22 protein-coding genes and 2 tRNA genes are annotated in these 23,065 nt (G+C 41.4%); 4 read left to right on the forward strand and 20 right to left on the reverse strand.

From position 1 onward, the window contains the following. Positions 1-2: 2 nt before the first annotated feature. From G496_RS20735 to G496_RS0115710, 4 genes are all read right to left on the reverse strand, one after another. Entirely contained in the window at positions 3-680 is a 678-nt protein-coding gene (locus tag G496_RS20735; protein ID WP_051295101.1) for a 4'-phosphopantetheinyl transferase family protein, read from the reverse strand. Between the two features lie 11 nt (positions 681-691). Then, a complete protein-coding gene (locus G496_RS0115700; RefSeq protein WP_169725773.1) occupies positions 692-1,432 on the reverse strand; it encodes a class I SAM-dependent methyltransferase in 741 nt (246 codons plus the stop codon). Between the two features lie 119 nt (positions 1,433-1,551). Continuing rightward, entirely contained in the window at positions 1,552-3,738 is a 2,187-nt protein-coding gene (locus G496_RS0115705) for a TonB-dependent receptor (RefSeq protein WP_027180101.1), read from the reverse strand. Between the two features lie 695 nt (positions 3,739-4,433). Then, entirely contained in the window at positions 4,434-5,135 is a 702-nt protein-coding gene (locus tag G496_RS0115710; protein ID WP_027180102.1) for a zinc ribbon domain-containing protein, read from the reverse strand. A gap of 527 nt (positions 5,136-5,662) precedes the next feature. Here G496_RS0115710 and G496_RS0115715 point away from each other — a divergent pair. Beyond that, positions 5,663-6,352 (forward strand): class I SAM-dependent methyltransferase, encoded by a 690-nt coding sequence (locus G496_RS0115715; protein WP_027180103.1) that lies wholly within the window; start codon positions 5,663-5,665, stop codon positions 6,350-6,352. Between the two features lie 255 nt (positions 6,353-6,607). On the opposite strand, the gene G496_RS0115720 is transcribed toward G496_RS0115715, so the two are convergent. Then, positions 6,608-7,633 carry a DUF5677 domain-containing protein gene (locus G496_RS0115720; protein WP_027180104.1) on the reverse strand — a complete coding sequence of 342 codons (1,026 nt, stop codon included), beginning with the start codon at positions 7,631-7,633 and terminating at the stop codon, positions 6,608-6,610. Between the two features lie 269 nt (positions 7,634-7,902). On the opposite strand from G496_RS0115720, the gene G496_RS21210 reads away from it, so the two are divergent. After that, entirely contained in the window at positions 7,903-8,064 is a 162-nt protein-coding gene (locus G496_RS21210) for a hypothetical protein (protein ID WP_156900680.1), read from the forward strand. A 56-nt stretch (positions 8,065-8,120) separates the two neighbouring features. On the opposite strand, the gene G496_RS0115730 is transcribed toward G496_RS21210, so the two are convergent. From G496_RS0115730 to G496_RS0115785, 12 genes are all read right to left on the reverse strand, one after another. Next, on the reverse strand, positions 8,121-8,408 hold the full coding sequence (locus G496_RS0115730; RefSeq protein ID WP_027180105.1) for a type II toxin-antitoxin system RelE/ParE family toxin: 288 nt from the start codon (positions 8,406-8,408) through the stop codon (positions 8,121-8,123). Further along, positions 8,395-8,646 carry a CopG family ribbon-helix-helix protein gene (locus tag G496_RS0115735; RefSeq protein ID WP_027180106.1) on the reverse strand — a complete coding sequence of 84 codons (252 nt, stop codon included), beginning with the start codon at positions 8,644-8,646 and terminating at the stop codon, positions 8,395-8,397. Before G496_RS0115735 ends, G496_RS0115730 begins: the two co-directional genes overlap by 14 nt. Positions 8,647-8,877: 231 nt before the next feature. Then, a tRNA-Ser gene (locus G496_RS0115740) sits at positions 8,878-8,969 on the reverse strand. A gap of 143 nt (positions 8,970-9,112) precedes the next feature. Then, positions 9,113-9,499, reverse strand: a complete 387-nt coding sequence (locus tag G496_RS0115745) for a Ros/MucR family transcriptional regulator (protein WP_027180107.1) — start codon at positions 9,497-9,499, stop codon at positions 9,113-9,115. A gap of 373 nt (positions 9,500-9,872) precedes the next feature. Further along, a complete protein-coding gene (locus tag G496_RS0115750) occupies positions 9,873-10,520 on the reverse strand; it encodes a response regulator (protein ID WP_027180108.1) in 648 nt (215 codons plus the stop codon). A 632-nt stretch (positions 10,521-11,152) separates the two neighbouring features. Next, positions 11,153-11,247, reverse strand: a tRNA-Ser gene (locus G496_RS0115755). Positions 11,248-11,346: 99 nt separating this feature from the next. After that, positions 11,347-12,696, reverse strand: coding sequence for a ribosome biogenesis GTPase Der (gene der / locus G496_RS0115760; protein WP_027180109.1), 1,350 nt, complete (start codon positions 12,694-12,696; stop codon positions 11,347-11,349). Between the two features lie 202 nt (positions 12,697-12,898). Next, on the reverse strand, positions 12,899-13,933 hold the full coding sequence (mtnA, locus tag G496_RS0115765; protein ID WP_027180110.1) for an S-methyl-5-thioribose-1-phosphate isomerase: 1,035 nt from the start codon (positions 13,931-13,933) through the stop codon (positions 12,899-12,901). 167 nt (positions 13,934-14,100) lie between these two features. Continuing rightward, positions 14,101-15,546: an Asp-tRNA(Asn)/Glu-tRNA(Gln) amidotransferase subunit GatB gene (gene gatB, locus G496_RS0115770; protein ID WP_027180111.1), complete on the reverse strand. Its 1,446-nt coding sequence runs from the start codon at positions 15,544-15,546 to the stop codon at positions 14,101-14,103. A 54-nt stretch (positions 15,547-15,600) separates the two neighbouring features. Continuing rightward, positions 15,601-16,887, reverse strand: a complete 1,287-nt coding sequence (locus G496_RS0115775; protein ID WP_034633546.1) for an MltA domain-containing protein — start codon at positions 16,885-16,887, stop codon at positions 15,601-15,603. Between the two features lie 14 nt (positions 16,888-16,901). Then, the gene (locus G496_RS0115780; RefSeq protein ID WP_027180113.1) at positions 16,902-18,647 is read right to left on the reverse strand and encodes an ARMT1-like domain-containing protein; all 1,746 of its coding nucleotides are present in this window, start codon (positions 18,645-18,647) and stop codon (positions 16,902-16,904) included. 5 nt (positions 18,648-18,652) lie between these two features. Further along, positions 18,653-19,504, reverse strand: a complete 852-nt coding sequence (locus tag G496_RS0115785; RefSeq protein ID WP_027180114.1) for an NAD(+)/NADH kinase — start codon at positions 19,502-19,504, stop codon at positions 18,653-18,655. A 285-nt stretch (positions 19,505-19,789) separates the two neighbouring features. Between G496_RS0115785 and G496_RS0115790 the strand changes: the two genes are divergently transcribed. Both G496_RS0115790 and flgM read left to right on the forward strand, forming a co-directional pair. After that, a complete protein-coding gene (locus tag G496_RS0115790) occupies positions 19,790-20,206 on the forward strand; it encodes a DVU0524 family FlgM-associated protein (protein ID WP_027180115.1) in 417 nt (138 codons plus the stop codon). Positions 20,207-20,269: 63 nt separating this feature from the next. Further along, positions 20,270-20,575, forward strand: a complete 306-nt coding sequence (gene flgM / locus G496_RS0115795; RefSeq protein ID WP_027180116.1) for a flagellar biosynthesis anti-sigma factor FlgM — start codon at positions 20,270-20,272, stop codon at positions 20,573-20,575. A gap of 49 nt (positions 20,576-20,624) precedes the next feature. Here the strand turns inward: flgM and fliW are convergent, their stop codons facing one another. The 3 genes from fliW to flgL all read right to left on the reverse strand — a co-directional run bounded on the left by fliW (position 20,625) and on the right by flgL (position 23,061). After that, the gene (gene fliW / locus G496_RS0115800) at positions 20,625-21,077 is read right to left on the reverse strand and encodes a flagellar assembly protein FliW (RefSeq protein WP_027180117.1); all 453 of its coding nucleotides are present in this window, start codon (positions 21,075-21,077) and stop codon (positions 20,625-20,627) included. Next, entirely contained in the window at positions 21,053-21,292 is a 240-nt protein-coding gene (gene csrA / locus G496_RS0115805; protein ID WP_027180118.1) for a carbon storage regulator CsrA, read from the reverse strand. Before csrA ends, fliW begins: the two co-directional genes overlap by 25 nt. A 215-nt stretch (positions 21,293-21,507) precedes the next feature. Beyond that, a complete protein-coding gene (gene flgL, locus G496_RS0115810) occupies positions 21,508-23,061 on the reverse strand; it encodes a flagellar hook-associated protein FlgL (protein ID WP_027180119.1) in 1,554 nt (517 codons plus the stop codon). Positions 23,062-23,065: the final 4 nt, after the last annotated feature.

Below are 23,065 nucleotides of genomic sequence, written 5' to 3' on the forward strand. Positions count from 1 at the left end.
ATTTACAGTGATGAAATAAAGGCGATACTCCACGAAAGAATATTTTTAATGTTACCGTAATAAATTTGAATGGGCAGCCTGCTCTTATCTTCAGTAAAAGCTCCGGCAGATCTTCTCCCTTGCGGGAAAGTCTCTAATGTCTTCGGATTGTGCATCAACCCGACACCAAGACATTTTAGCAAAGCCTCTTTTCTGGCCCACATATTAAAAAATTCATTATACTTATTTATAGTTAGCTGCTGCTCCATAAAATCTGCTTCCGCGCTGGAAAACATTTCTTCTGAAATAGTATCGAGATTTTCAATTTTTTTATGAAGCTGTAGGTCTACTCCAAGTCTATATTTTTTTGAAACGCATATTAAAAGCAAATCATCAGAATGAGACATATTGAAGTTAATCCCGCCATGTTCCAATCCCGGTTTTCCATAACTATTACGAGTATAGACAATATCTTCAGGACCCTTATTCAAACTTTTTCCCAAAACCTTTCTGAGCAGCCCATGTGCGAGAATATAACGTTTTCTAAATATTCCTTTCCTAAGGTTCACCTGTTGCTTTTCCAAATCGTCAAGCATTAAACCAAACGATGATAAGCTCTGATCATCCAAGAACTTCTTCAAATCAAAAAAATAGCAGCTGATTGGAGCTTCCCGGTCAGGATAAAAAACAAAAGATTTCATATATCCTGACTTTAATCTTTTTTATACAAAATTCCTGAGGGGATAAGCGTGTCGGTCAAAGGCTTAAAAGCAAAGCCGAACGGTTCAGATTCACGGGCCACATCTTCAAGGCTAAGAGTTCTCCATAAAAAGTCCGCTTTGCGTTCTAAAAGAACTTTTCCATCACTAACAATCTGATACGTAAGCATCCATTTTTCATAAAAATCATCTTCGGGGGAGCCTTCAATCCAGACATGATAGGTATTCCGGCCCACTGGTATTTCAGCAAGATGCATTTTGGGAACAACTTGAGGAGAGCTGATCATCATCACATCAAACAGGATAAGACCGCCGGGAGAAATGCAGGAGGCCAGACGGGACCATATTTTCTTTCTGGCTTCCTCATCAATAAATCCTATGCACCCCAGAAAGAGAACAGCCCTTAAACTTTCAGGAATTTCCATAGATTCAGAAGTTGCAGGGACAACGGTAACCCGACTTCTAAGATTCCCGTTCTGCATAATTCTAGACAGCAAAGCAGTGCGCATGGTTGGTGAAGGCTCAACAGCAAATATCTCAGCTTCAGGTAAGACCTCAGCCGCAGCAACTACTCCATGCCCTGTGCCAGAACCGATATCAAGAACAGCACCATCTACCTTGTTCAGACCGGAAAGGACCTTCTGAAAAGAGTCCCTGCGCAACCGCCATTGTTCATCTGAAACAACGTCATAAAATTCCCCTGCATCAGCATACATCTCTTTATCCATCTGCATATCAGCACCCAACATAATTATGTATATTTTACTATGGTAATCTCTTTGCTGCGGATTGTTTTAAATAATCACAGCAAAGAGATTACCTTTGCAGTTTATTATTAATTAATTAGCAGCACCTAAAATCTGTAATCCATAGTAAATCCTACAGTAAGAGGATCACCAGCTCTTCCGTACCACTTTGTGTCCATTTCAAAAGCTCTTGTTGCGTATTTCTGGTTCAAGAGGTTTTTACCCCAGACATAAAAGTCGAACTGATCACCCTCATAGCCGACCTTGGCATTAACAAGATGGTACAAATTCTGTCTTACAGTATTTGCGGCATCATAGTACATAGGTCCAACAGCAGAATAATCTCCATTAATCATAAAATGTTCAAGGAACCTATAGGTTGCTCCGGCTGATATAGTGTATTCAGGAACATTGGTTACATTTTTATTGGAATAATCCCCGGCATCATCTGAGTAGTCGGTAAAATAGGCATGGGTATATCCGGCGTTAGCAAAAAGTTCCAGACTTGGAACCGGGAGCCATGAAGTTTCAACTTCAAAACCTTCACTAACTGCTTTACCGGCATTGGTGATAGTAAAGTCAGGGAACTGAGGCTGCATAACCTGAATATCTGTCCAGTCTATGTAAAACATGGCCAGATTGAATTTAAGAGTTTTATCCAGCCATGTGGTTTTAAGACCAGCTTCGTAGTTCCAGGTAAATTCAGGGTCATACGCTTTACCAGGTGTCTGGGTCAGGTTAAATCCACCACTTCTATATCCTCTTGAAATACTGGCATAAGGCATAATATTATCTGTTGCATGCCAGCCCAGAGCCACCTTGGGCAGCCAGACTCCGTATGAATTATTTGCATCCCCCGAAACATTAGTCATTCCCCAGTTGGTGATCATTCCGGCTGAAGCCCAGTGCTCATAATCAAAACTCTTGCTTTCATAATCGTACCGGAGTCCAAGGGTAATATCTAAATCTCCAAGCGCATAAACTCCCTGTCCGAAAAAGGCGAATCCTTTAGTATCTGTATCACCATCCTGACGATAGTGTTCACCGGGAACAGTGGGGTCATCTTTACCAGCAAGATACTCATAACGCAGGTCTTCATCTTCACTAAACAGGAAGGACCCTACCAGCCACTGAAGCTTGTCTTTTTTGTCGTCAGACTGCAGCCTGAATTCCTGAGTTATAAGGCTATTCGAGATATCAATGTCGTACCTTGTGATATCCTGTCTGGTGAAATCCATATCCTGATCACTTTGAGTATTAGTCTGGCGAACAGCAGTGATCGACAGGAATTTCATGGAATTAAACTTATATTCTGCACGGCCGGAAACTCCGCCGGCAAGTTTTCTGGCAACACCGGCCCAGTCTACATCAACCTCATGCGCACTGGATTGGATGCTCGAATAATCCTGAAGTTCAGCGTTATTACCATCGTAATCCTGACCATCCAAATTAAGTGTAAATTTAAATGAATCATTCGGATGCCAGTCAACAGCTCCCTGAGCACTCCAGTTACGATGCTTGTTTATGTCTCTGTTTCCATCATAGTTTCTGGAAAAACCATCAGTATATTCATACTGAGCACCGGCACGCATAGACCAGTCATCATCTATAGGCCCGGAAATAATTCCGGTTGAAGTAGAGGTATTGTAGTTACCGAATGTTTGAGCAACCTTTCCTTCCCATTCGGTTCTGCTCGGCTCTTTTGTGTATATACTGATAACACCACCCTGACTGTTACGGCCGTAAAGAGTGGCCTGTGGACCACGCAGAACTTCTGTTTTTTCAATATCAAAGAGTGGTATTTCATATCCAGGAAGGTAAACATCATCTACATATACTCCAAGAACTGGAGCTCCAGACATAAAAGAAGTAATACCTCTAATTGAAGCAAAGGAATCACCTACATAAGCATCAGTTCCTGATTTTATATAATGCATGTTAGGTGCAGTAGTAAAAATATCTTTGGTAGATGTAATATTTCTTGTTTCCATAGAGTCAGCAGATAAAACAGTGACACTTGATGGCAAAGATTGAACATCAGTATTCATTTTATCTGCCGTGACTACATATTGCTTTAATAACATAGGTAAAGAATCTGTTTTTTTTTCTGAAGTTGATGATTTCTTCTTTTCAACAGATAAACTTCCATTAGTATTTGCGTTCTGACTGTCGACAGTTGAATTAAATGTAGCTTCCTTTGTCTTTTCAACCTCATCAGCCATTACATTTGAACATAAAAAAAAACAGCATAGAGCTATAGCTGCTGCTCCCCTTACCCCCTTGATTAAAAACATCTTCGCCTCCGTTATAAGTATAAAATGAACAAGCTTTAGGCCTCTAACAGTCTGAATATAAAAAAATTATATTCCCAAAAAACAGCTAGATAGAAGCAAAGTAAAATCTTCCCATATTCGAAATTTGAATCAGCCTGCCCCACTTCTTATGATTTTGATCTTCATTATCATTATCAATAGAAAGGTACAAAAATCCCCCAACTCTTATCCAAAGGGACAAAGCAAACAAAAAAATCGAAACGGAAAGAAGCACTATTTAACTGTCCGATGTAAGTTCGAGACAGCATACTGATAAAACAATTAACGTACAGTTTAAATATAAATACTCAGACTGATACCCAAGCAATTTTTAGCAATTGAAAAGGTAAACGTTAAATTGTTTTTCATGCCTCTACTATTGTTTGGAGAAACGCTAATGAAAAAGAAAATTATTTTCAATAGAAAATAATAGATAAATTAAAATTTTATAGATAACGACTTGAAATATAATACAATGCTACTAATTCACTTTGCCTTATTTTATACTTATACTACAAATTAATAATTGCGATTACACACTTCAGGAGAGCGTACAACAACGCTAATTTGTTCTAAAATTTAAGCATATAGGATATTTTAAAAACATTTTAAGTTTATAAAATAAAAAAACTGAGCCGGACACCCGACTCAGTTTTAAAAAAGGTTTTCAAGCTATTTTATTGAGCCCTGTCGACTCCGATCATCAATCCCATCCCTGGGTAATTTAGAACCCGATATCTATAATCACCTCTGATAGCCTTAGACTCTACAGGCAGCTTGCCATTCATGAATCCTAAGTCTCTTAAGATCTGCCCTCTATACGATGAATCTTTACCCGGCTGTGTTGTCATAATCAGAGTAGCAAGGGCTAATAATTTCTGTGCAGCTGCTGCAGTAGAACCATCGCCTCCACCAAGGCTTACTGTTACTTCCACAACCTTTGCTGGGCTGGTTTTAGTTGTAGTAACTTCTAGATATGCACAACAGCCAACATTAGCTTCTATTGAATCGTTAACTTCACCAGATAAGTGTTTTTCATCTGTTATAGCTAAATTCATTTCACTAGCCTGAACTCTGAACCTACTCATATAGTCTTTAGCATCAAAGCCAAGTATCAATTTTTGCTTCTCTACCTTCTGGCTAACCGGTTTTGTAGGTTCTTTGTCCTCCAGATAAGATCCGAATTTGTTAACTGCTACTATTACAACCAGACAAATGAATATTACGAATACGAATCCTCTAGTTTTTTTCCTTACCTTCTTTATTTTTTCTTTACTTTCAAAAACGGTTTGTTCCGTTATCGGCTCACCGCATTTTGGACATGCTGATGCATTTTCAGAAACCCGTTTATTGCAGTTAGGACATAAAATATCAGCCACCCTAAGCCCCCATGTTTTAAAGTTAGAATAATATTCACAAAAGTATTAAAATATTAAACTCCGTTAATAACATGCAGGCCTTTATTCAAGGGAAAAAATATTTTTACACTGCTTTGCTCGCAAGTTACTCATCCAAAAAATTAGTAATTCTTAATTCACATAGCTTCTGACATCTGTATCAGCACTATTTTCAATATCTATTTGATTTTTCTATACATCAGGCTATTTTTTTAAGATTTGAATAATTATAACTATAGAATTTAATTATAAATATATAGACAAAATGACCCAATTTACAGACGGTAATCCAAGCATTACAATCAGTCGTATTATATGCTCAAGAATCTTTTGCCGCATAATTCTGTACTTATTAGATGTTTTTCCATATATTTTTCAAACTATGTATTTTAAATTACAATTTAATATTATTTATACCGTAATATGTATCAGTAAGATCCGTCTTGAATACTCATTATGAATCCAAACAATAAGCTGCATGATTACAATCTGATTTAGGAGAGATCATAATGGAAAATGTTATTAAACATAATCCGGAGTTATGGCTTAAAAACCTACCTGAAGAAGCTAACTATTGGTACGGAGTGATCAGTGGTTTTCCCAATAAGCAGAAACAGGCAGAATCATTCAGAAAAAAAGCATCCGGGGAATTGCCTTTTCCGACCGTGTTGCGTCCATTCCTTATAAAAAATTCTGAAACAAGTATCCTTGATGTTGGAGCTGGGCCGCACACAGTCATAGGTCTTGCAGGTCTAAAGGAAAAAATAAAGATAGTAGCAATTGATCCTCTCGCAGATGTGTATAACGAAATATTAAGTGCGTTCAACATCGTCCCCGCAATCATGACACAGCAAGGGATTGCAGAAGAATTGGATTTAGACAATCTGGGTCAGTTTGATTTGGTCTACAGCCGTAATGCTATCGACCATTCATATAATCCAATCAAAGCCATCGAAAATATGCTTCTTGCCACTAAAAAGACGGGAACACTATTTATTGAAGGTGCTGTCAACGAAGGTAAAAGGCAAAATTATCATGGTCTGCACCAATGGAATTTTTTACCAGATGAAGAAAATGGCGACATGTTGCTATGGAATAAAGAAGTAAAAATTTCATTACGCAAACATTTTCAAAATAAATGCTCAATTAAAGCTAGACGGAATGGTAAAACATTTTATCTAATAATCAAGCATTGTTAGCTTTGGATGGACAAAGTAAGACTAAAAAACAAACAGATGATTAAATTATAAGGCTTACATCAATGTGAGTCTTTTTTAGCCCCACAAGGATTTTGATCCTCTGTGGGGCTTGCTGATTTTTTATTGTAACGGAGAGAGGGAAAATAGACACGATAATGGTTTGTTTTAATGGAATTTAGAGGGCTTTATTTTTGTGGTTACTCAGAGAGTTACTCATATTTTGTAAAAAAAGTTTAAATTTTCTTTTTCTTTATTCTATTTCTCCGAAGAATTCTCTACATCGAGAAAAGCCGAACCTATCTCATCTGCCAATAATATAAGCGCCTTAACATGACATGCTCGGGTAAAACTTTTTATTGGCTGCAATATCACCGATGTAGCTTGTATCAGACTTAACGCTGTAGAATGACCTGGAACAGTCATGCCTGAGTTACTAGGTCCAACTTGAATAACATCACCTTTGACTTCATGCCGCCCCCAATTTTTATGCATTGATTTTGACATAGGGTGAACGTTTTGACTTGCCCATTTATAATAGGGACGAAAATGATCGAGTTTAACAGCTTTCTCGATCATACCAAAAACTACTTTTTGTGGATTCTTATTTCTATCTAAAGGGAAAAAAGGAGTTGCCCACCCATATGGTTTACTAAAATCTTGACCATGCGTATCTAAAAGGTCAGCCCGATATTTTTTGAGTGCTTCAATTTCATCGGCACTAAATCCAGCCTCATTAATTCGGCCTTTAACAATCTCGTGGCAATTCGCAGCCTGACAAGACTCAACAACGTCATAATCGTAATAACGCCGAGAGCACTCGGCGCCATGCTTATCAATAAACAACATAGTGGCTGATATCTCGTGCAAAGACCTCCACCTAGAAAAGGCTGCGTCAGCAAAACCATTTTTAAGAAGACACATTATCTCATTTGCTGCAAGACATGCATTGCCATGTAATCTACGCAAAACATCAAAATGTAAATTTTCAGAATTATCATCCCCAAATACAAATGTTTTACTACATTCGCTTCCAAGTTCAATACATGATGCAATAAGCAATTCTAATAGTAAAAATGGAGCTTCCCATCGTTTGATATTTCGATCAACAAAATTAGCATGACCTTCTCTACCCTTCAGAATTTCATCAAAATAACTCTTACGCGATTCAACGATCGCCTCAGCACCTCTATTAAGAACTGTTGACTGCATACCTATATCCTCATCAAATTGAGGATTTTGACGCCTTACCTCTTGTAAAATATCCTCGAATTGATTCAGCATTACACCCTCCAAGAGATTGATTTAAAGCAACAGATCTCCCTTCCGTCAATTATTTGACAAGAGAAAACAGACTAAGTATTATGCCTTCAATGGGGAGGGAACTTTCAGTAGATTGTCACTGTGACAAGTAAATAAATCCATTTCAAAACAAAAAAGCCGCCCAAAAACATGAACGACTTTTTAAGGCACCATTAAGCACCAAAACGTGAGACTTTTAGTGTATGCGTAGTCTGAAAATTTTGCAATCGTTTTATGGCGCACGGAGCAAAATGAAAGATGACCTAAAAGAGTATTACAAGCTCAAAGCAACTGATGACCTGGTTAAAATCGTCATAAACGGTTTAGACCTTTATTTCCCCGAAGCAGACGAATCTCCACAATTAAGCGAATTCAAGCATTACCTATTTGTGAACTTTCATGACAAACAGTAAAGAAAAGCCCCGCATTGCGGGGTTTTTCTTTGAAATATTGACATAATATCCTTTGCCTACTCCAAAACACCCCGCCAATCCTGACTATGCCGTAGCACTCGCAAAATCTCGACATCTTCATTGCAGCAATATGCCACGAGATACGCGCCCTTAAGCACAATCAACTCACGAGTTCCCGCAACTCTGCCAGCTCGCCCTATTTGCGGATGCTGCTCCAAACTCTTCACATTTTTTAATATGGCTGAGACTACTTTTCTAGCTGACCTCGGATCATCCTGACTTATGTATTCGTAAATTGAATCCAAATCCTGAACGGCCAGTTCAAGCCATTTAATCCTCGGCATACTTGGCCTCTAAATCTTCCTGAGAGGTCCACTTAGCTTCTGGGCTTCTAGCTTCAGCAACCCCTTTCTGAATCGCTTTGACCTGCCATTCATTCACATCAAGATAACTGGAAATAGCTTCGCCAAACAAAAAAGCTTTTGATCTATTAGTTGCCTGCGCAAGCTTTTCGATTCTCTCTTTCATTTCCGAAGTTATACGAATTGTTACGACTTCGCTCTTTGGTTCTTTACTTATCATGTTTACAACCTCCATTTGTATTACAACATATTACACTGTAATACTAAAGCCAAGTCTTTGTTTATCAGCTTTTCATAGCTAAGGTTAAAAACGGGTCGAATAGAACCCTTTAAAACACGTCGACAATTAAGGCCTACCAACCTATGACGTAAAATATTGAGACTCCATAAAACAAAAAAGCCCTGCGTAAGCAGGGCTTTAAAAACAGTACTTAGACTGTGAATTTACTTGTGGCGGAGAGGGAGGGATTCGAACCCCCGGAAGGCGCAAACCTTCAACGGTTTTCAAGACCGCCGCGTTAAACCGGACTCTGCCACCTCTCCAAAAGCGAGATGCAATTTCTCTGAACTACGCTAAAAAGTCAACCCTTTTTTTGAATAAAATAATATATCCTTAAAAAAAGACGAAAATAAACTTTATATGTAACCCGGCAAATTATATCTCAATTACCCAACAGCCTCAAAAGCTATCCTCTTCTCTTCCACAGCTGGATATCTTTCATTTTTTTTCTGCGTTCACGCTGCAAAGACTTGCAGACCAGAGGCTGTTTTTTGGCATAGCCCCATTTGGAACGATATTCATCAGCGGTTAAATCATGTTTAGCCAGATGACGTTTGGTTATTATTTTAAGAGAACTGCCACATTCCAGACAGGTAATACTCTTTTCCTTAATGGCTTTCTGGGGGTCCTGTGCGGGGGCATCTGCTCCGCCGCCATTAACTCCATCTGCGAGCGCAGTTCGTACACTATTATCAAGGTTGTAAATCATGGACAGAATTTCATCATCGGTCATGATTCTCACACCGGCCTGAGCCCTGGCGATTTCTATTGCTCCTTGCAATATTTTGTCCATACTCCCTCCATTAGACAAAAATTATCACGAATAATAAAACACGCAAAAATCAATTAAAAAACATAATACAACTATTGTAATCTGAAATTAATTACACCAAACAAATACAGTAAAATTAAAATATTGTGTGAATAGATAGATTTATAATATAACTCTTCATGGATTATAAAAAGCACAATATATAAATTAAAAATTCAAACATACTTAAACAGATTACAGCTAGCCTACACTATATTATAAAAATTAATTATAAGATTATTTTTACGATATATGTGTATAATAATATTAACTATATCTTTCTGATGGATATAACATAATGAAATGAATAAAGATCTGGAGAGAAGATGAAAAGGATAAAAATTTTAGATCAGGATCAGGAATTGTGAAGCTCAGACCAGAGACATTTTACCTCTGCGGCTGATTTGAGGCCAAGTTTTTTCATCAGGTTGGAACGATGTTTTTCAACAGTTTTGATACTTATGATTAATAAATCAGCAATTTCGCGATTCTTATAGCCTTCTGCAACAAGACGGAAAACTTCTTTTTCACGATCAGTTAAATTTCCAAGCTTGCCACCGGTGGTGTCACGAGCAACCCTTAAAAAGCCTTTAGCGACTTCTCCGGAAATTCCGGGGGCAAGATACACCTTTCCTTCCATAACCGTCTGTATGGCCATCACAAGCTCGTCTCTAGTAGAATTCTTAAGCAGATAGCCACAGGCTCCTGCATCGAGAGCGGAAAAAATGTGATCCTGATCAACATGAGCGGTCAACGCCAGAACTCTTGTATTTTTTCCCAGCTTCAACAGCTCTCTCATAGCCTGAACACCGTCCTTTACGGGCATGGATAAATCCATAAGCACAACATCAGGCTCCAGCCGTTCATACAGCAATATGGCTTCGTCTCCATCTCCGGCTGTACCGACAACCTGAATTCCGGACTGATTGGCAAGAATAGTCTTCAACCCCTCCCTTACGAGGGCATGATCATCAACTATGAGAACTTTAACCTGATTATACATACTATCCTGTCTAAAAAACGTGAAATAAAAAGATGTTAGTGAAAAATAAATAACTACACGAAAAAATAGATATCCTCAATTCAACTTAAGGTTAGCAGTTGGCCCATAAAAAATTCGAACAGAGCTTTTATTTATTGGTAAACACCTTACCCAAACAGCAATGCGATGTGAACTGAATTAAGAAATTTACTTTTACAATTAATTTAATGATATTTTTTCAGCTGGATGAATTATTCTTCTATGGCTTATCAGCAACTGCAGAATCTTGAACAGCAATTCCTGATTTAATTATTTATGTACAAAAACGACCTTTAAAAAACAATCTATTATTAATAGTACACCATCGACAATCGATTATAGTCGCCTATATAAATTTGCTATTAACATGATAATGTTCTGATTCACAAAAAAACAAGACCCGCGTCTACTATTATTCCGTGCATACCATATTTACACATCAATTGGATTAACCCATCATGAAATCAGAAAACTTCTCCAAAGCTTTGACTTAAGTTATGCAAATTATGAGCAGCAGAAACAGTATCAACTCATAATAAAAATAAGCCACTAAATAAATTCAAAAATTTGATAAAAAAATAAGGGGTTAGAATTTCTTCTAACCCCTTGAAATATGGCGGAGAGGGAGGGATTTGAACCCTCGATAGAGTTTTAAGCCCTATACTCGCTTAGCAGGCGAGCGCCTTCAGCCGTGCTCGGCCACCTCTCCTTTTATATAAAGAGCCTTGCGGCTTGAACTTCAACCGCGTTGGAAGCGATGGAATACGTCTTATCCCTGACGCTGTCAACCTTTAATTACAATAAATTTCTACTTTTTCTTTTCTTTTTTCTTGTGAGTCGATCTAAAGACAACTCCAAGAGGCGCCATTTTAATTTTAAACATCTTGCGAAGCTTGTTCTCAAGAAAACGCTTATAGCTGTCTCTAATCAAAGTGGCATCACTGACAAAAAAGACAAAGGTTGGCGGTTCTTCATCAGCCTGAGTCAAATAATAAAATTTAGCGCGTCTACGTTTTACTACCGGAGGCTGCTGACGCTCAATAACAGTTTTCATAACCCTGTTGAGCTGACCTGTGGTGGTACGGATAGAACATTCTTTCTTAAGCTTTTTGGCCAGCGGCAACAGTCCGCCAAGGCCGGCCTTGGTGATAGTTGAAGTATATATAACAGGAATATGCGGAGCAATTCTTAAAGCGTAAGCGAATCCTTCTTTCATTGCTTTCATTTCATCTGCGGGAACCAGATCAATCTTGTTAACCGCAACAATAAAAGGAGTGGCTTCTTTTATCAAAAAATCAAGCAGTCTTTTGTCCTGACGGGTGATGCCGTGGATGGAATCAACTACCATGACAGTAACATCGGCTTTCTTACTACTTTTAAGAGCCCGCAGAACACTGAATCTTTCAAGAGTATCAGTAATGTTTGTTCTGCGCCTTACTCCGGCAGTATCAACAAATGTATAGCGTGAACCGTTTTCTTCGAAGGTAACGTCAACACTGTCTCTTGTGGTCCCAGCCACATCGCTCACGATAACGCGGTCTTCGCGAACAAGAGCATTAACCATTGAAGACTTACCGGCATTCGGGCGACCCAGCATAGCGATCATAAGACCTTTTGCAGCAAGCTCTTCTTCACTTTCAGGGACGATTCCTGTTTCAAGAGCAAGTTCAGCTACTTTCTCACGCAATTTACCAAGATTATATCCATGCTCGGCAGAAACAGGAAGCATCTCAAAGCCGAGAGCATGAAATTCAGAAGTGGCCTGAGCTTCAAGCTCTTCACCATCTACTTTATTAACAAGAACAAGAACTTTTTTATTGCTCTGACGAACAAATGCAGCCACCTGCTCATCCAGAGAGGTCAGCCCTTCCCTGCCATCAACAACAAGCATTATAACCTGAGATTCGGCTACGGCTTCTCTAGCCTGCTCAAAGATATGTTCTTCGAACCCGCCGTCTTCAGAATTGGAATCAACAACCAGACCGCCGGTATCGACAAGAGCATAACGAACGTCATTGTAGCGACCTTCTTCATAAATTCTGTCACGGGTCACCCCCGGCATATCATGGGTAATAGCCCTGTTTTTACGCAGCAGCCTGTTAAATAGGGTGGACTTACCAACATTCGGACGTCCAAGAAGTGCTAAAGTAGGCAGCATGATCAGCCTCCGGGGAAAAAATTTATTACAATTGTCTTTTCAGACATTATAGCTCAAAAAAGGCGGGAAGACATTCCTTCCCGCCAGATAATTGCAAATACAAATGAGGCCTATGGCACAAAGGAATGAGTCTGTAAAGACTGACACCCCCCTTTAAAAGCTGAAAAATAAATAATACTACATAATTCCTTTAATTAATTAGCTAACTAAACAGTTTTTTTATAGCCTCAGTGTAGGGAGCTTTAAGAACGCCCTTCTCGGTGATAATACCGGCAATAAGTTCATTAGGAGTCGGGTCAAATGCGAAATTAAAGACTTCAACTCCTTCAGGAGTTATGCGGGTATCACCCACATGGGTTACTTCTCTCGGTGTTCTGTTTTCAATAGGAACGTCATCGCCTGTGGGAGTTTCAGGATCAATCGTATAAACAGGGGCGGCAACATAGAACGGAATGCCGAACTCATGTGCGAGAAGAGCTACACCGTATGTACCAATTTTATTGACGGCATCACCGTTGGCAGCAATCCGGTCAGCACCGACCACAACTTTCTGCACCAGCCCTTTTTTCATAAGAAGAGCGCAGGCGTTATCGCAAGCTACTTTTACAGGTATTCCGTCACGATGAAGCTCATAAGCAGTGAGACGTGCTCCCTGTAAAAACGGGCGGGTTTCGTTGGCAATGACCTGAACTTTCTTACCCTGATCAACAGCCCCGCGAATAACTCCAAGAGCGGTTCCATATCCGGCAGTAGCCAAGGCCCCGGCATTGCAGTGAGTCATAATGGTATCGCCGTCATCCATAAGTTCTCCGCCGAACTTACCGATAGCTTCACACATTTTTATATCATCAGCATGGATTTCCTTTGCCCTCTCAAGCCAGATCAGGCAAAGCTCATCAAGAGAAATATCTCCGGCTTCTTCCCAGACTCTACGCATTTCACGAACAGCCCAGGCAAGGTTCACCGCAGTAGGACGGGCATTTTCAATCTTATCCAGATTTATCTCAAGAGCCTTTTTCCAGTCTTCACTGCCGGCAACTTCTCTGGCGGCGAGATAACATCCGTATGCAGCGGTAACCCCGATAGCCGGAGCACCGCGCACAACCATCACAACAAGGGCCTCGACTATATCATCAGTTGTTTTGCAGTCGAACCAGTCTTCACGGGTTGGCAGGTAACGCTGGTCAAGCAGGACAAGGCAGTCCTTTTCTGGTGAAAATTGAATATGCTCAGTCATTTAAAGCTCCATAGCTGGTACTGAAAGAAGTCTTGATACAAATATTAAAAAAAATCAGTTCCAAGAAAAATCCAACAAGCCATACTTTTATATAAGCGGAATGTTATTCAAAAACAAATTCCAGAGAGGGATTGCAGCACCCCTCTCTGGAATATTTAAAACATCTATCAGCCCAATTTCTGCTGAATCATCTTGCTGACAATTCCGGGATTGGCCTGTCCTTTTGTTTTTCTCATAATCTGTCCCATAAAAAAGCTGACAAGTTTTTTCTTGCCGCCCTTATAGGCTTCCACTTCATCCGGGTTTTCAGCCAGAACCTGATCAACAACAGCTTCAAGAGCTGAAGAATCTGAAATCTGAACCAAGCCCTTTTCTTTGACATATTTTTCAGGATCGAGACCTTCAGCAAAAATATCAGGAAAAATATCTTTACCTATTTTATTACTGATCTGGTCTTCATCAACCATGCGTACAAGTTTAGCCAGAAGTTCCGGTTTAAAACTGGTTTCAGCAATAGAAACATCGCTTTGATGAACCTCATGAACAAAGTCGCCCATTATCCAGTTGGCAACCTTCTTCGGCTCATTGTAATTTTCAACTGCGGCTTCATAATAATCAGCGAGTTCTTTTTCTGAAGTGAGAAATTCCGCATCCTGAAGGCTAAGTCCGTAATCATCCTCAAAACGCTGTTTGCGCTCTGCCGGAAGTTCAGGAAGCTGCATCTGCCAGTCCCCTAGCCATTCATCATCAAGAACTATCGGCACAAGGTCAGGATCAGGGAAGTAGCGGTAATCATGCGCTTCTTCTTTTCCGCGCATGGACTGGGTTATATTTTTTGCGGCGTCATAAAGGCGGGTTTCCTGAATAACTTTTTCACCGTCTTCAACCAGATCAATCTGGCGGCCGACTTCATACTGAATAGCTTTCTGAACATGACGGAATGAGTTGAGGTTTTTAAGTTCAGCCCTTGTACCGAATTCTTCCTGCCCCATTGGACGGACAGACACGTTCGCATCACAACGGAACGAACCTTCTTCCATGTTTCCATCACATATTCCGAGATAAAGAAGGATGCTGCGTAAAGTTTTGAGATAGGCAACAGCCTCCTCGGCGCTGCGCATATCCGGTTCACTTACTATTTCTATGAGAGGTACACCGGTACGGTTAAGGTCAACATAACTGGCATTTTCAGCAGCAGAATGTATGTTTTTTCCGGCATCTTCTTCTATATGGATTCTAGTCAGTCCAACCCTCTTGGTTACTGGATTATCAGTATCAGCACCAAGCACAATATCAACATGCCCATGCTCACAAATGGGAAGCTCAAATTGTGAAATCTGATAACCTTTCGGAAGATCGGGATAAAAATAATTTTTACGGGCGAATACAGACTTTTTATTTACGGTGCAGTTAGTAGCAAGCCCCATTTTTGCGGCATACTCCACAACTTTTTCATTGAGCACGGGGAGTACTCCGGGCATACCGGAACAGATTTCGCACACGTTTTCATTAGGATCTTTACCGAATTCGGTAGAACATCCACAAAATATTTTGGACTTTGTCTTTAGCTGGGCATGAACTTCAAGCCCGATGACAGTTTCAAACTGAACCATATATCGCTCCTTGCTGATCTAATATTACCATATATAATATTCGAATTTTATTAACTATCTTCTAAGTGCGGCCCGGCTTATCAAAAGATAGACCGGAACCCTGTTCTTAAGGTGGTTGGCCATGAACTGCTTTTTCTTACCTACACCTGTATAATAATCAAGTCTGGGACCTTTTATGGCCTTGCCCGTATCCTGAGCAAGTCCCAGACCGTTAATACGTCTGGCCGGCCTTCCCGGTTCCGGATAAACATCAACCCTGTAGGAAACAATTGCTCCCAGAGGGATAACTCCGGGATCAACTGCAAGACTGACCATCGGAGTCAAAGGTTTACCGGTTGCCCCCATGGGCCGCATTCTGGTTACATCAAAGAAGATATAACTCTCATTCTCAGCCATAATATTCCACATTTTATCAGGATGGCTGAAAAGATATTTTTTTATATTGGCAACGGAAAGCTCACTACGCTTGAGGAATCCCTTTTCCAGCATAATTCTTCCCAGCCCTTTAAAATTACGCCCGTTGCTGCCACTGAAAACAGCAGTACGCAATCTGCCGTCAGGAAGTTGAAGAACTCCACCGCCCTGCACATGCATATAAAAAAGATCAACAGGATCTTTAAGCCATGCAACCTCAAGTCCTTTTCCGTCGAGCACCCTTTTAATATCAATATCACCGCGTGAATGGTACGGAAGAATTTTACCGTTCTCAACACGGTAAGCTTTACGCATCTGTTCCGTCCACGGGTGGGTCTGGCCCGGATTGGCTTTTCTAAGATCCGGTGGTTTGCGATAAACAGGATATTTGTAAGCACCCTGTTTTTTCAGGCTGGCCTGAATAACCGGAGTAAAATATCCGGTCATAGTGGCCCCCGAACGCAATCTGTACCAGACAAAATAACGTCCCAGAATTGAGGGATCGTGATCAAGCCTTGTCAGAATTCTTTCAAAATCCTCAAGCGATTTGCGGAGCTGTCCCCACGTAAGCCTGAGTTCCGGTCTGTTAAGGGCTAACCCTGAAGAAGGATTACGCCTCACATATTCAATAGTCTTCCTGATTGAAGGACCAAGAGAACGCCATGTATCCATCTCCTGACCACGGTAGTCCAGTTTTGTAGCCGCAACCTCCGCACTATTGGAATTTAAAGCGGTAAAACGAACCGGACCATTTTCAACCTGTAACTTTTTATTTGCCCCGCGATTGACCCATACTTTTGTTTTAGCTCCGGGAGCAACAGTTCTCCTGCCAGTCATTACCTGACGCGGAGCACAGCCGGAAAAAAACATCAGAACGCAAAGCAGACTTATAAAAAAAACACTACGTGATATAAATTTTCCAACCATATATTTTCCCAGTTCTAAGACCCGATAACAACATCACTGAATCTTCCGACACCGTACTCGCGTCTTCTGGAAAATCTTTCAGGACTTGGTCCGATTATCTGCAATTCGGGCTGACGTGACTGCACATCAAGAGCAATACGCATTTCTTTTGTGCAGCCGGTAGAATAAGTAGCATCTTTACCTGCCCAGACAGGCGGAACTTTTTTCTGCATCAACTCAAAACTTTTTTCAATATCACCATAGCTTTGAAATCTCCATACTGAGATATATCCGCTGCGCTGCACACGTTCCCACATATACATAAGGTCATCGGCATCCATACCTTCCTCAAAATGTTCGGCAGGATTTATAATATATGTACCGTCCAGTCTGCTGCGCAGATATTTAACAAAAGTATTCAGGATGTTTATAGCCGTATCAACCTGTCCGGGAATACTGCCGACTATGGCACTGTAAAACATAACTGTTTTGCCATCGCCACGGGCTTTCTGCATTTCAGCTATAATTTCATCAGCTTTGGCTCTGATTTCAGACTCGCTTATCTGCCGGACTGACTCGGATTTCGGTTTAAATTCAATCCTGAATCTGCCGTCATCCTTGCGGAAAAATGATATGACATCACGGGTGAACCCATGAGAATTTCTTACCAGCCTGCGGCTGTTGCCGTATCCTCTGGCAAGAATAAGATCAGACTCTTTCCATGCCCGGGCAAAGGTAACACTGCATCTGATAAGATTCAGGCGTTCACGGGTGCCGTCAGAGATAACAACAAAGGGGTTCTCTCTAAGTGTCGCAAGGAGGCCGTTTTTACTGATACGGTCTTCGGTAAGGAAATAAGCGTCCTTGAGCGCCTCAGCCAGAGCAGGGTTGTTTTCCCTGTCCCAGAATGTGGTCTTGTCAAAGCAGAAACCTTCTTTCAATGACAGAACAACGTTATGGCCCTGCCGGATAAGTGACCGGATAATTAACAGATCGACCATGAGACTTCCGCAGTCACCGGGCAGGTAAAGAATCTTCATTCCCGAACGCTTATTTTTAAAAATCTCACGCATGGCCGAATAATCAGGTTTATCTGCTGAATAAGCCGATGAATAGCGATGCCAGTCATCATGAAAAAGATCATCCCTCCAGGCATCCGGCAAAGTGGAAAGCCTTAAAAGGCGGCCAAGTTCAATCATATCCAGTTCAAAGCGCATGTCAGCAAGGCATTCACACTTCAGGGGAGGATACGGACAGGCTTTCATCACACTAGTGAAGAAATCGCTTTCCACGTACTTTACGCCATGATTGAAAAGGTGGCTTTTGCGTTCGGTGTACGGATCATCGAGTCCGCTGTGTGCAAGAAAAATTGTTATCATCCCTTTCAGCAGCCGCCACGGGATGAGAATTGTCGAATCAAGAGCCTGACGGAATTTAAGACGGCAAAGCCCTAAGATAAGTCTACGCCGGTATCTCTCAGTCACATGGGTACACACAAGACGGGTGAACAGTTTCCATATCTGCGCATACTCCACATTAAGTTCTTCTATTTTTCCGGGAGTAATAAGCCGTCTGAACTGCCAGTCTGAACATGGAGCGAAAACCTGACCATCTTCAAGAGCAACCATAAAACGCAGCTGCTCCGGGGAAGCATTTTTAAGCGGGTCCAGAAAATGCTCCAGATTATTTGAGGTCATAAAATATAAAAGCCATGCATCAACATGCGGGTCGGTTCCATATTTGATATCTTTAATAGAAGAAAATTCAGGCAGTTTGGCCACTTTGTCTACTCCGAGATAAAACCTTTACTTCTGAGTTTTGCGAAAAAAGTATCTTTCTTTATCCTTGCCAGCAGCAGGTCTTTTTTGCTGCGATTAACTATAATTCTGTATCCGCTGCTTAAGGGATACGGCACTCTTCCGTCCTCAGTCAGATAAACATCTCCACTGGTTTCTGAAATATCAATAGTCAGCGGGTCGGTCACCGGGAGAACCATGGGACGCATACCATTAAGGAAAGGACAGACGGGAGTAAGGCAGAAAACACCTACCTCGGGATGGACCAGAGGACCACCGGCCGAGACATTGTAAGCAGTTGAACCGTTCGGAGTTGAGACAATCAGACCATCAGCGCGAAGATTCCTGATCCACTGGCCCTGCCAGCCGACATCAAAAGAAATAATTCTTGCTACAGCTCCTCTGGAAATAACCAGATCATTAACGGCGATTCCTTTGGCGACAATATTATTGCCGTGCTGAATCTCATAAGAAAAAGCAATTCTTCTGGAGATATCAAGCTGTCCGGCAAGATACTGCTCCATAGCAGTTTCCCAATCTTCTCTAGGAGCTTCGGCCAGAAAGCCGACTCTACCGTGATTTACCCCGAGCACAGGCACTCCCCAATCCAAAACCTGTCCGGCAGTACTTATATATGTACCGTCTCCACCAAGGACGACAACAAGGTCGCACCCTTTGCGGTAACGGACCACATCAACCCGTGCAGGAGGCTCGGGATGCTGAACGATAACCGACGGCACATTTCTTTCTTCAAGCCAACATGCTATGGTTTCAGCAAGAGCATTGGCTTCGCCCCCTCCGGCTTTGGTTACGATAAGTACTGATTTATTTTCTGACGACATGGGGTCTTCTCCCGAAATACACTGGTGCACCATTCTTTATACTATAAAAGTAATCTCAAACGGTGCCGGAAAAAGCGACCGCTCAAAAATCATTTAATTTTTACATAATATCTGCGAAATCCATTAAGACCGGATTACGCGCCCAAACAGTAGTTTAAAGACGGTCAATATTCAACAACACTTTGTCCGTCCACAGCTTTTAAAAAATTTATTAATTTTTTGGGATCAGACTATAAAGTCATTACAGGATGTGGCCGATAACATGAATAAGGAGAATTACAATTTATGGCTAACAGTCCCGCAGAAATTCGAAACATGCTGCGCACTTACGGTAAGCAGCTAAGCAGCGCGAAGAGACTCGCGAGATTCAGGCGTGCCCTGAAGATCTCGGACTCTCAGGATGCTGTTTCCATCTCGCGTCAAGCCAAGCGCAGAGAGATGGTCGAAAAAATTTCTCGGGAAATTATCGAAAATCTCATCGTTGCGGGTTCAGAAAATCCGGTAGTGACCGATATAGTAGACCAGTTGGAACTGGATTTCGGAGAAAGATACTATTTCGAGTATCCGCTGGACGGCGGAGACGTCCAGATTTTAAAGGAAACTCCGGATGGAGTAATTGATCTTCCTTCAGCCGAAAAGGCACAGGTAATGAACCGCCTCTGGGAGATCACACTGGACAAGGTTGACGCAACCATGCTCTGATAAAGCCCGATGTTAATGCAGCTAAAGTCATCCGGCAGAAAAGAATGAGCATTGGAGGGGATTATGAAGATAAACAAGTACACCGGTCAGCAGATCAGGGCTTACGACCAGAAGATTCGTGAAGCCAAGACTGAATCCGGAAAGCAGAGCAATGCACAAAAGTCTACAGCCGCAACAACAGACACCATAAATGTTTCATCGCAGGCCAGACTTCTTGGTGAAGCACGTCTTTCAGCAGCGGAAGCCCCCGACACAAGGGAATCTAAGGTGAACGAACTTAGAGAAAAGGTCCGCAACGGAACCTATCGCCCTGATATCAAAAAGACTGCCATGAATCTTGTCAGGGACGAGATAGATTTTCTATCCTGATTTTATAATTTAAAATCAGGGACAAACTCCCGGCTAAAAGCAGTTTAATCTATTTTAAATCTTCAGCAGCCGGGCAGTAATGTGTTGGATATTTTGAATCAACCTGAGGAATCTGCAACCCTTTTTTAGCGACATAGTTGATAACAATCGGACCACTGAGATTTAAAGTGGTCTGTTCCGGCTTGCCTTTTGGAATGGTAACAGTGACAAGCACAGCAATCTGGCGGATGTTATCCACCCTGAGAATCCTTTTTTCAGCTTCACTCAGACGAATCTCATACTCTTCAAGAAAAGAATACGGATCGGCGACAAGAAGTCCGAGGTTAGGATCTTCAAGACTTTGCAACAGCATAAAAGGAGAATCTTCACGCACACGAATGAGTGTGAAATCCCTTTTGTCATCAAAGCCGATCAGCCCGCGGGAAAAATAGATAATGGAATCATCCATAATCTCTCTTTCACCAAGACGTGTACGGATTACTTTTTTTCTTTCTTTTGCCATAACTCGGTCGCAGCAAAAAGGTCCTGCTGGCTGGTTTCAAGAGCAAGACGGTTTTGTTCTTTGATCTTGAGGTAAACTTCTTCTCTATAGACAGTAGTTTCTTCCGGTATCTCAAGGCCGAGCTTAATCTGTCTGCCCTGCACACTGAGAACCGTTATTTTGATATTGTCATCGAGGTATAAAGCTTCCCCCGGTCTACGGGTCAGAATCAGCATATTTCTGTATCTGTAGTAATCCCAATAGATGGTTTGTTTTCAGTAATGCGATCTGAAACCACTTTTCACCCGCATTTCTATCTCTTAGCCCACTAAAGACTCTAACCGCAAGCCTTTTCATACTTTTTTACTTTTGCAAAAAAAGAAAACAGCTCCCGCAAGCCTTGCTGTGGTTAAACAGATTATACTGATATACCGGACATTTTTATCAGCTGCTAAACATAATCCATAAGGTTCATCTTCATGATAACAGAAGAAGATTTCAAAACAGCCTGATAAGCTATCTGCTGCTGAGACAACTGGGTCATCAGCTCTCCGATATCAGCATCCTCTATGTTTGAAATTCTTTCCTTCTCGTTTATTTCAAGATTTGAAAGAACGTTATCAGCAACCTGTAATCTTTTTTCTCTACCACCGACATCAGCGGTTCTGGTTAAAACATGCTGCTGCGACGCATTCAGGTCCGCAAGGCACTTCTGCACCCCGCTCTGATTGTTTGTTTCAAGAAAAGCAACCAGATTCCCCATTGTTTCAAAAAGATTCTCGCTTGGTGAAGCATTACTCAAAAGCATACTGTTATCAGAAAAAACAGTGGACTCGGAGCTGGCTCCGTTGGCTTTATATATACCGCCAAAAATATCCTTGCCAACATCATTGACTCTTACTGTCTCATTTTCCTGAATCTGAAAATCTATTGCGGCCATGTCCGGCTTGATTATGAACTGCGCACCTGACGCAAGGGAGTTGACTCCAGCGTTGGATGCAATAGTCAAAGTTCCACCGGGTACTATGAGAACAGCGTTGGAAGCTGTTCCGTCAGCACTTTTGGAGTTACCCTCTGTCCATGTGGTTCCGCCGTCCATACTGAAAGAATACTTTATCTCGCTGGCAAGATCTGTCGCTTCATCAATACGCACCACGACATTCTTTGAAAACGCTCCTTCAGCTTCAGTATTACCACCGGCAAGAGTTGTCTTGATACCGTTTACAGTGGCACCGTCTTCATCATCACCCATATACCTTGCGGTGGGACGGACCCAGAGCCACGTACCTTCCGTATCATTGGTATTGTCAGGATCATTGGCCCTTACCGGAGTATTATCTTCCAGATCAAGGGTGACCCCATCAAGATCAAGGGTTGTATCAGGGGGTGTGAGCTGCTTCTCGACAAAGGTATCTCCACCATCTTTAGAAAAACGGTAATTCAGAGGATCATGTCCCACGTTTCCGGAATTCGTAAACTGAATGACAATACTTTTGCTTGAAGCACCCTGAATGGAAAACTGCTTTGAGCTGACATTGGCATCATTTGTAGTCATCCATAAAGTTTCTTCAAAAGCATTCTGGTCAACTTTATGACCGGCATAAATGCTTTTACCATCGAACTCAGTATTTCCAAGACTCACAAGCTGCTGAAAAAGCTGTCTTACTTCATAGCTGACCTGTTCACGGTTATCAGCAGTCATACTGCCTGTAGAGGCCTGCTCAGCGATTTCCTTGGCTCTTGTGATTATGGTTGAAACCTGACTTAAAGTGGTATCTGAGAGGTTGAGCCATCCTTTAGCGGTATCGATATTGTCACGATACTGACTTACAGATGCGAGGGCTTCACGGTGATCCAGAATACGGGCCATACCCACTGGATTATCAGAGGGTTTGTTCACGTCCTTCTGGGTCTGGCTCTTGATATTAGTCTCAACAAGATCAGTAAGTGACCTGTTCATGTTGGACACGTATGTATTGAAAAGCATGCGTTGTGAAACTCTCATAAGC

This window comes from Maridesulfovibrio bastinii DSM 16055 (assembly GCF_000429985.1).
In the GTDB taxonomy this organism is placed as follows: Bacteria; Desulfobacterota; Desulfovibrionia; order Desulfovibrionales; family Desulfovibrionaceae; genus Maridesulfovibrio; species Maridesulfovibrio bastinii.

Coding starts and splice junctions, on each gene's coding strand:
- G496_RS20735 (WP_051295101.1), bottom strand. CDS start 680: ATGAAATCTTTTGTTTTTTATCCTGACCGGGAAGCTCCAATCAGCTGC.
- G496_RS0115730 (WP_027180105.1), bottom strand. CDS start 8,408: ATGCCGAGGATTAAATGGCTTGAACTGGCCGTTCAGGATTTGGATTCA.
- G496_RS0115715 (WP_027180103.1), top strand. CDS start 5,663: ATGGAAAATGTTATTAAACATAATCCGGAGTTATGGCTTAAAAACCTA.
- G496_RS0115735 (WP_027180106.1), bottom strand. CDS start 8,646: ATGATAAGTAAAGAACCAAAGAGCGAAGTCGTAACAATTCGTATAACT.
- csrA (WP_027180118.1), bottom strand. CDS start 21,292: ATGCTGATTCTGACCCGTAGACCGGGGGAAGCTTTATACCTCGATGAC.
- flgM (WP_027180116.1), top strand. CDS start 20,270: ATGAAGATAAACAAGTACACCGGTCAGCAGATCAGGGCTTACGACCAG.
- G496_RS0115720 (WP_027180104.1), bottom strand. CDS start 7,633: ATGCTGAATCAATTCGAGGATATTTTACAAGAGGTAAGGCGTCAAAAT.
- G496_RS0115785 (WP_027180114.1), bottom strand. CDS start 19,504: ATGTCGTCAGAAAATAAATCAGTACTTATCGTAACCAAAGCCGGAGGG.
- gatB (WP_027180111.1), bottom strand. CDS start 15,546: ATGGTTCAGTTTGAAACTGTCATCGGGCTTGAAGTTCATGCCCAGCTA.
- mtnA (WP_027180110.1), bottom strand. CDS start 13,933: ATGACTGAGCATATTCAATTTTCACCAGAAAAGGACTGCCTTGTCCTG.
- flgL (WP_027180119.1), bottom strand. CDS start 23,061: ATGAGAGTTTCACAACGCATGCTTTTCAATACATACGTGTCCAACATG.
- der (WP_027180109.1), bottom strand. CDS start 12,696: ATGCTGCCTACTTTAGCACTTCTTGGACGTCCGAATGTTGGTAAGTCC.
- G496_RS0115775 (WP_034633546.1), bottom strand. CDS start 16,887: ATGGTTGGAAAATTTATATCACGTAGTGTTTTTTTTATAAGTCTGCTT.
- G496_RS0115745 (WP_027180107.1), bottom strand. CDS start 9,499: ATGGACAAAATATTGCAAGGAGCAATAGAAATCGCCAGGGCTCAGGCC.
- fliW (WP_027180117.1), bottom strand. CDS start 21,077: ATGGCAAAAGAAAGAAAAAAAGTAATCCGTACACGTCTTGGTGAAAGA.
- G496_RS0115700 (WP_169725773.1), bottom strand. CDS start 1,432: ATGCAGATGGATAAAGAGATGTATGCTGATGCAGGGGAATTTTATGAC.
- G496_RS0115705 (WP_027180101.1), bottom strand. CDS start 3,738: ATGTTTTTAATCAAGGGGGTAAGGGGAGCAGCAGCTATAGCTCTATGC.
- G496_RS0115750 (WP_027180108.1), bottom strand. CDS start 10,520: ATGTATAATCAGGTTAAAGTTCTCATAGTTGATGATCATGCCCTCGTA.
- G496_RS21210 (WP_156900680.1), top strand. CDS start 7,903: ATGAAAGATGACCTAAAAGAGTATTACAAGCTCAAAGCAACTGATGAC.
- G496_RS0115790 (WP_027180115.1), top strand. CDS start 19,790: ATGGCTAACAGTCCCGCAGAAATTCGAAACATGCTGCGCACTTACGGT.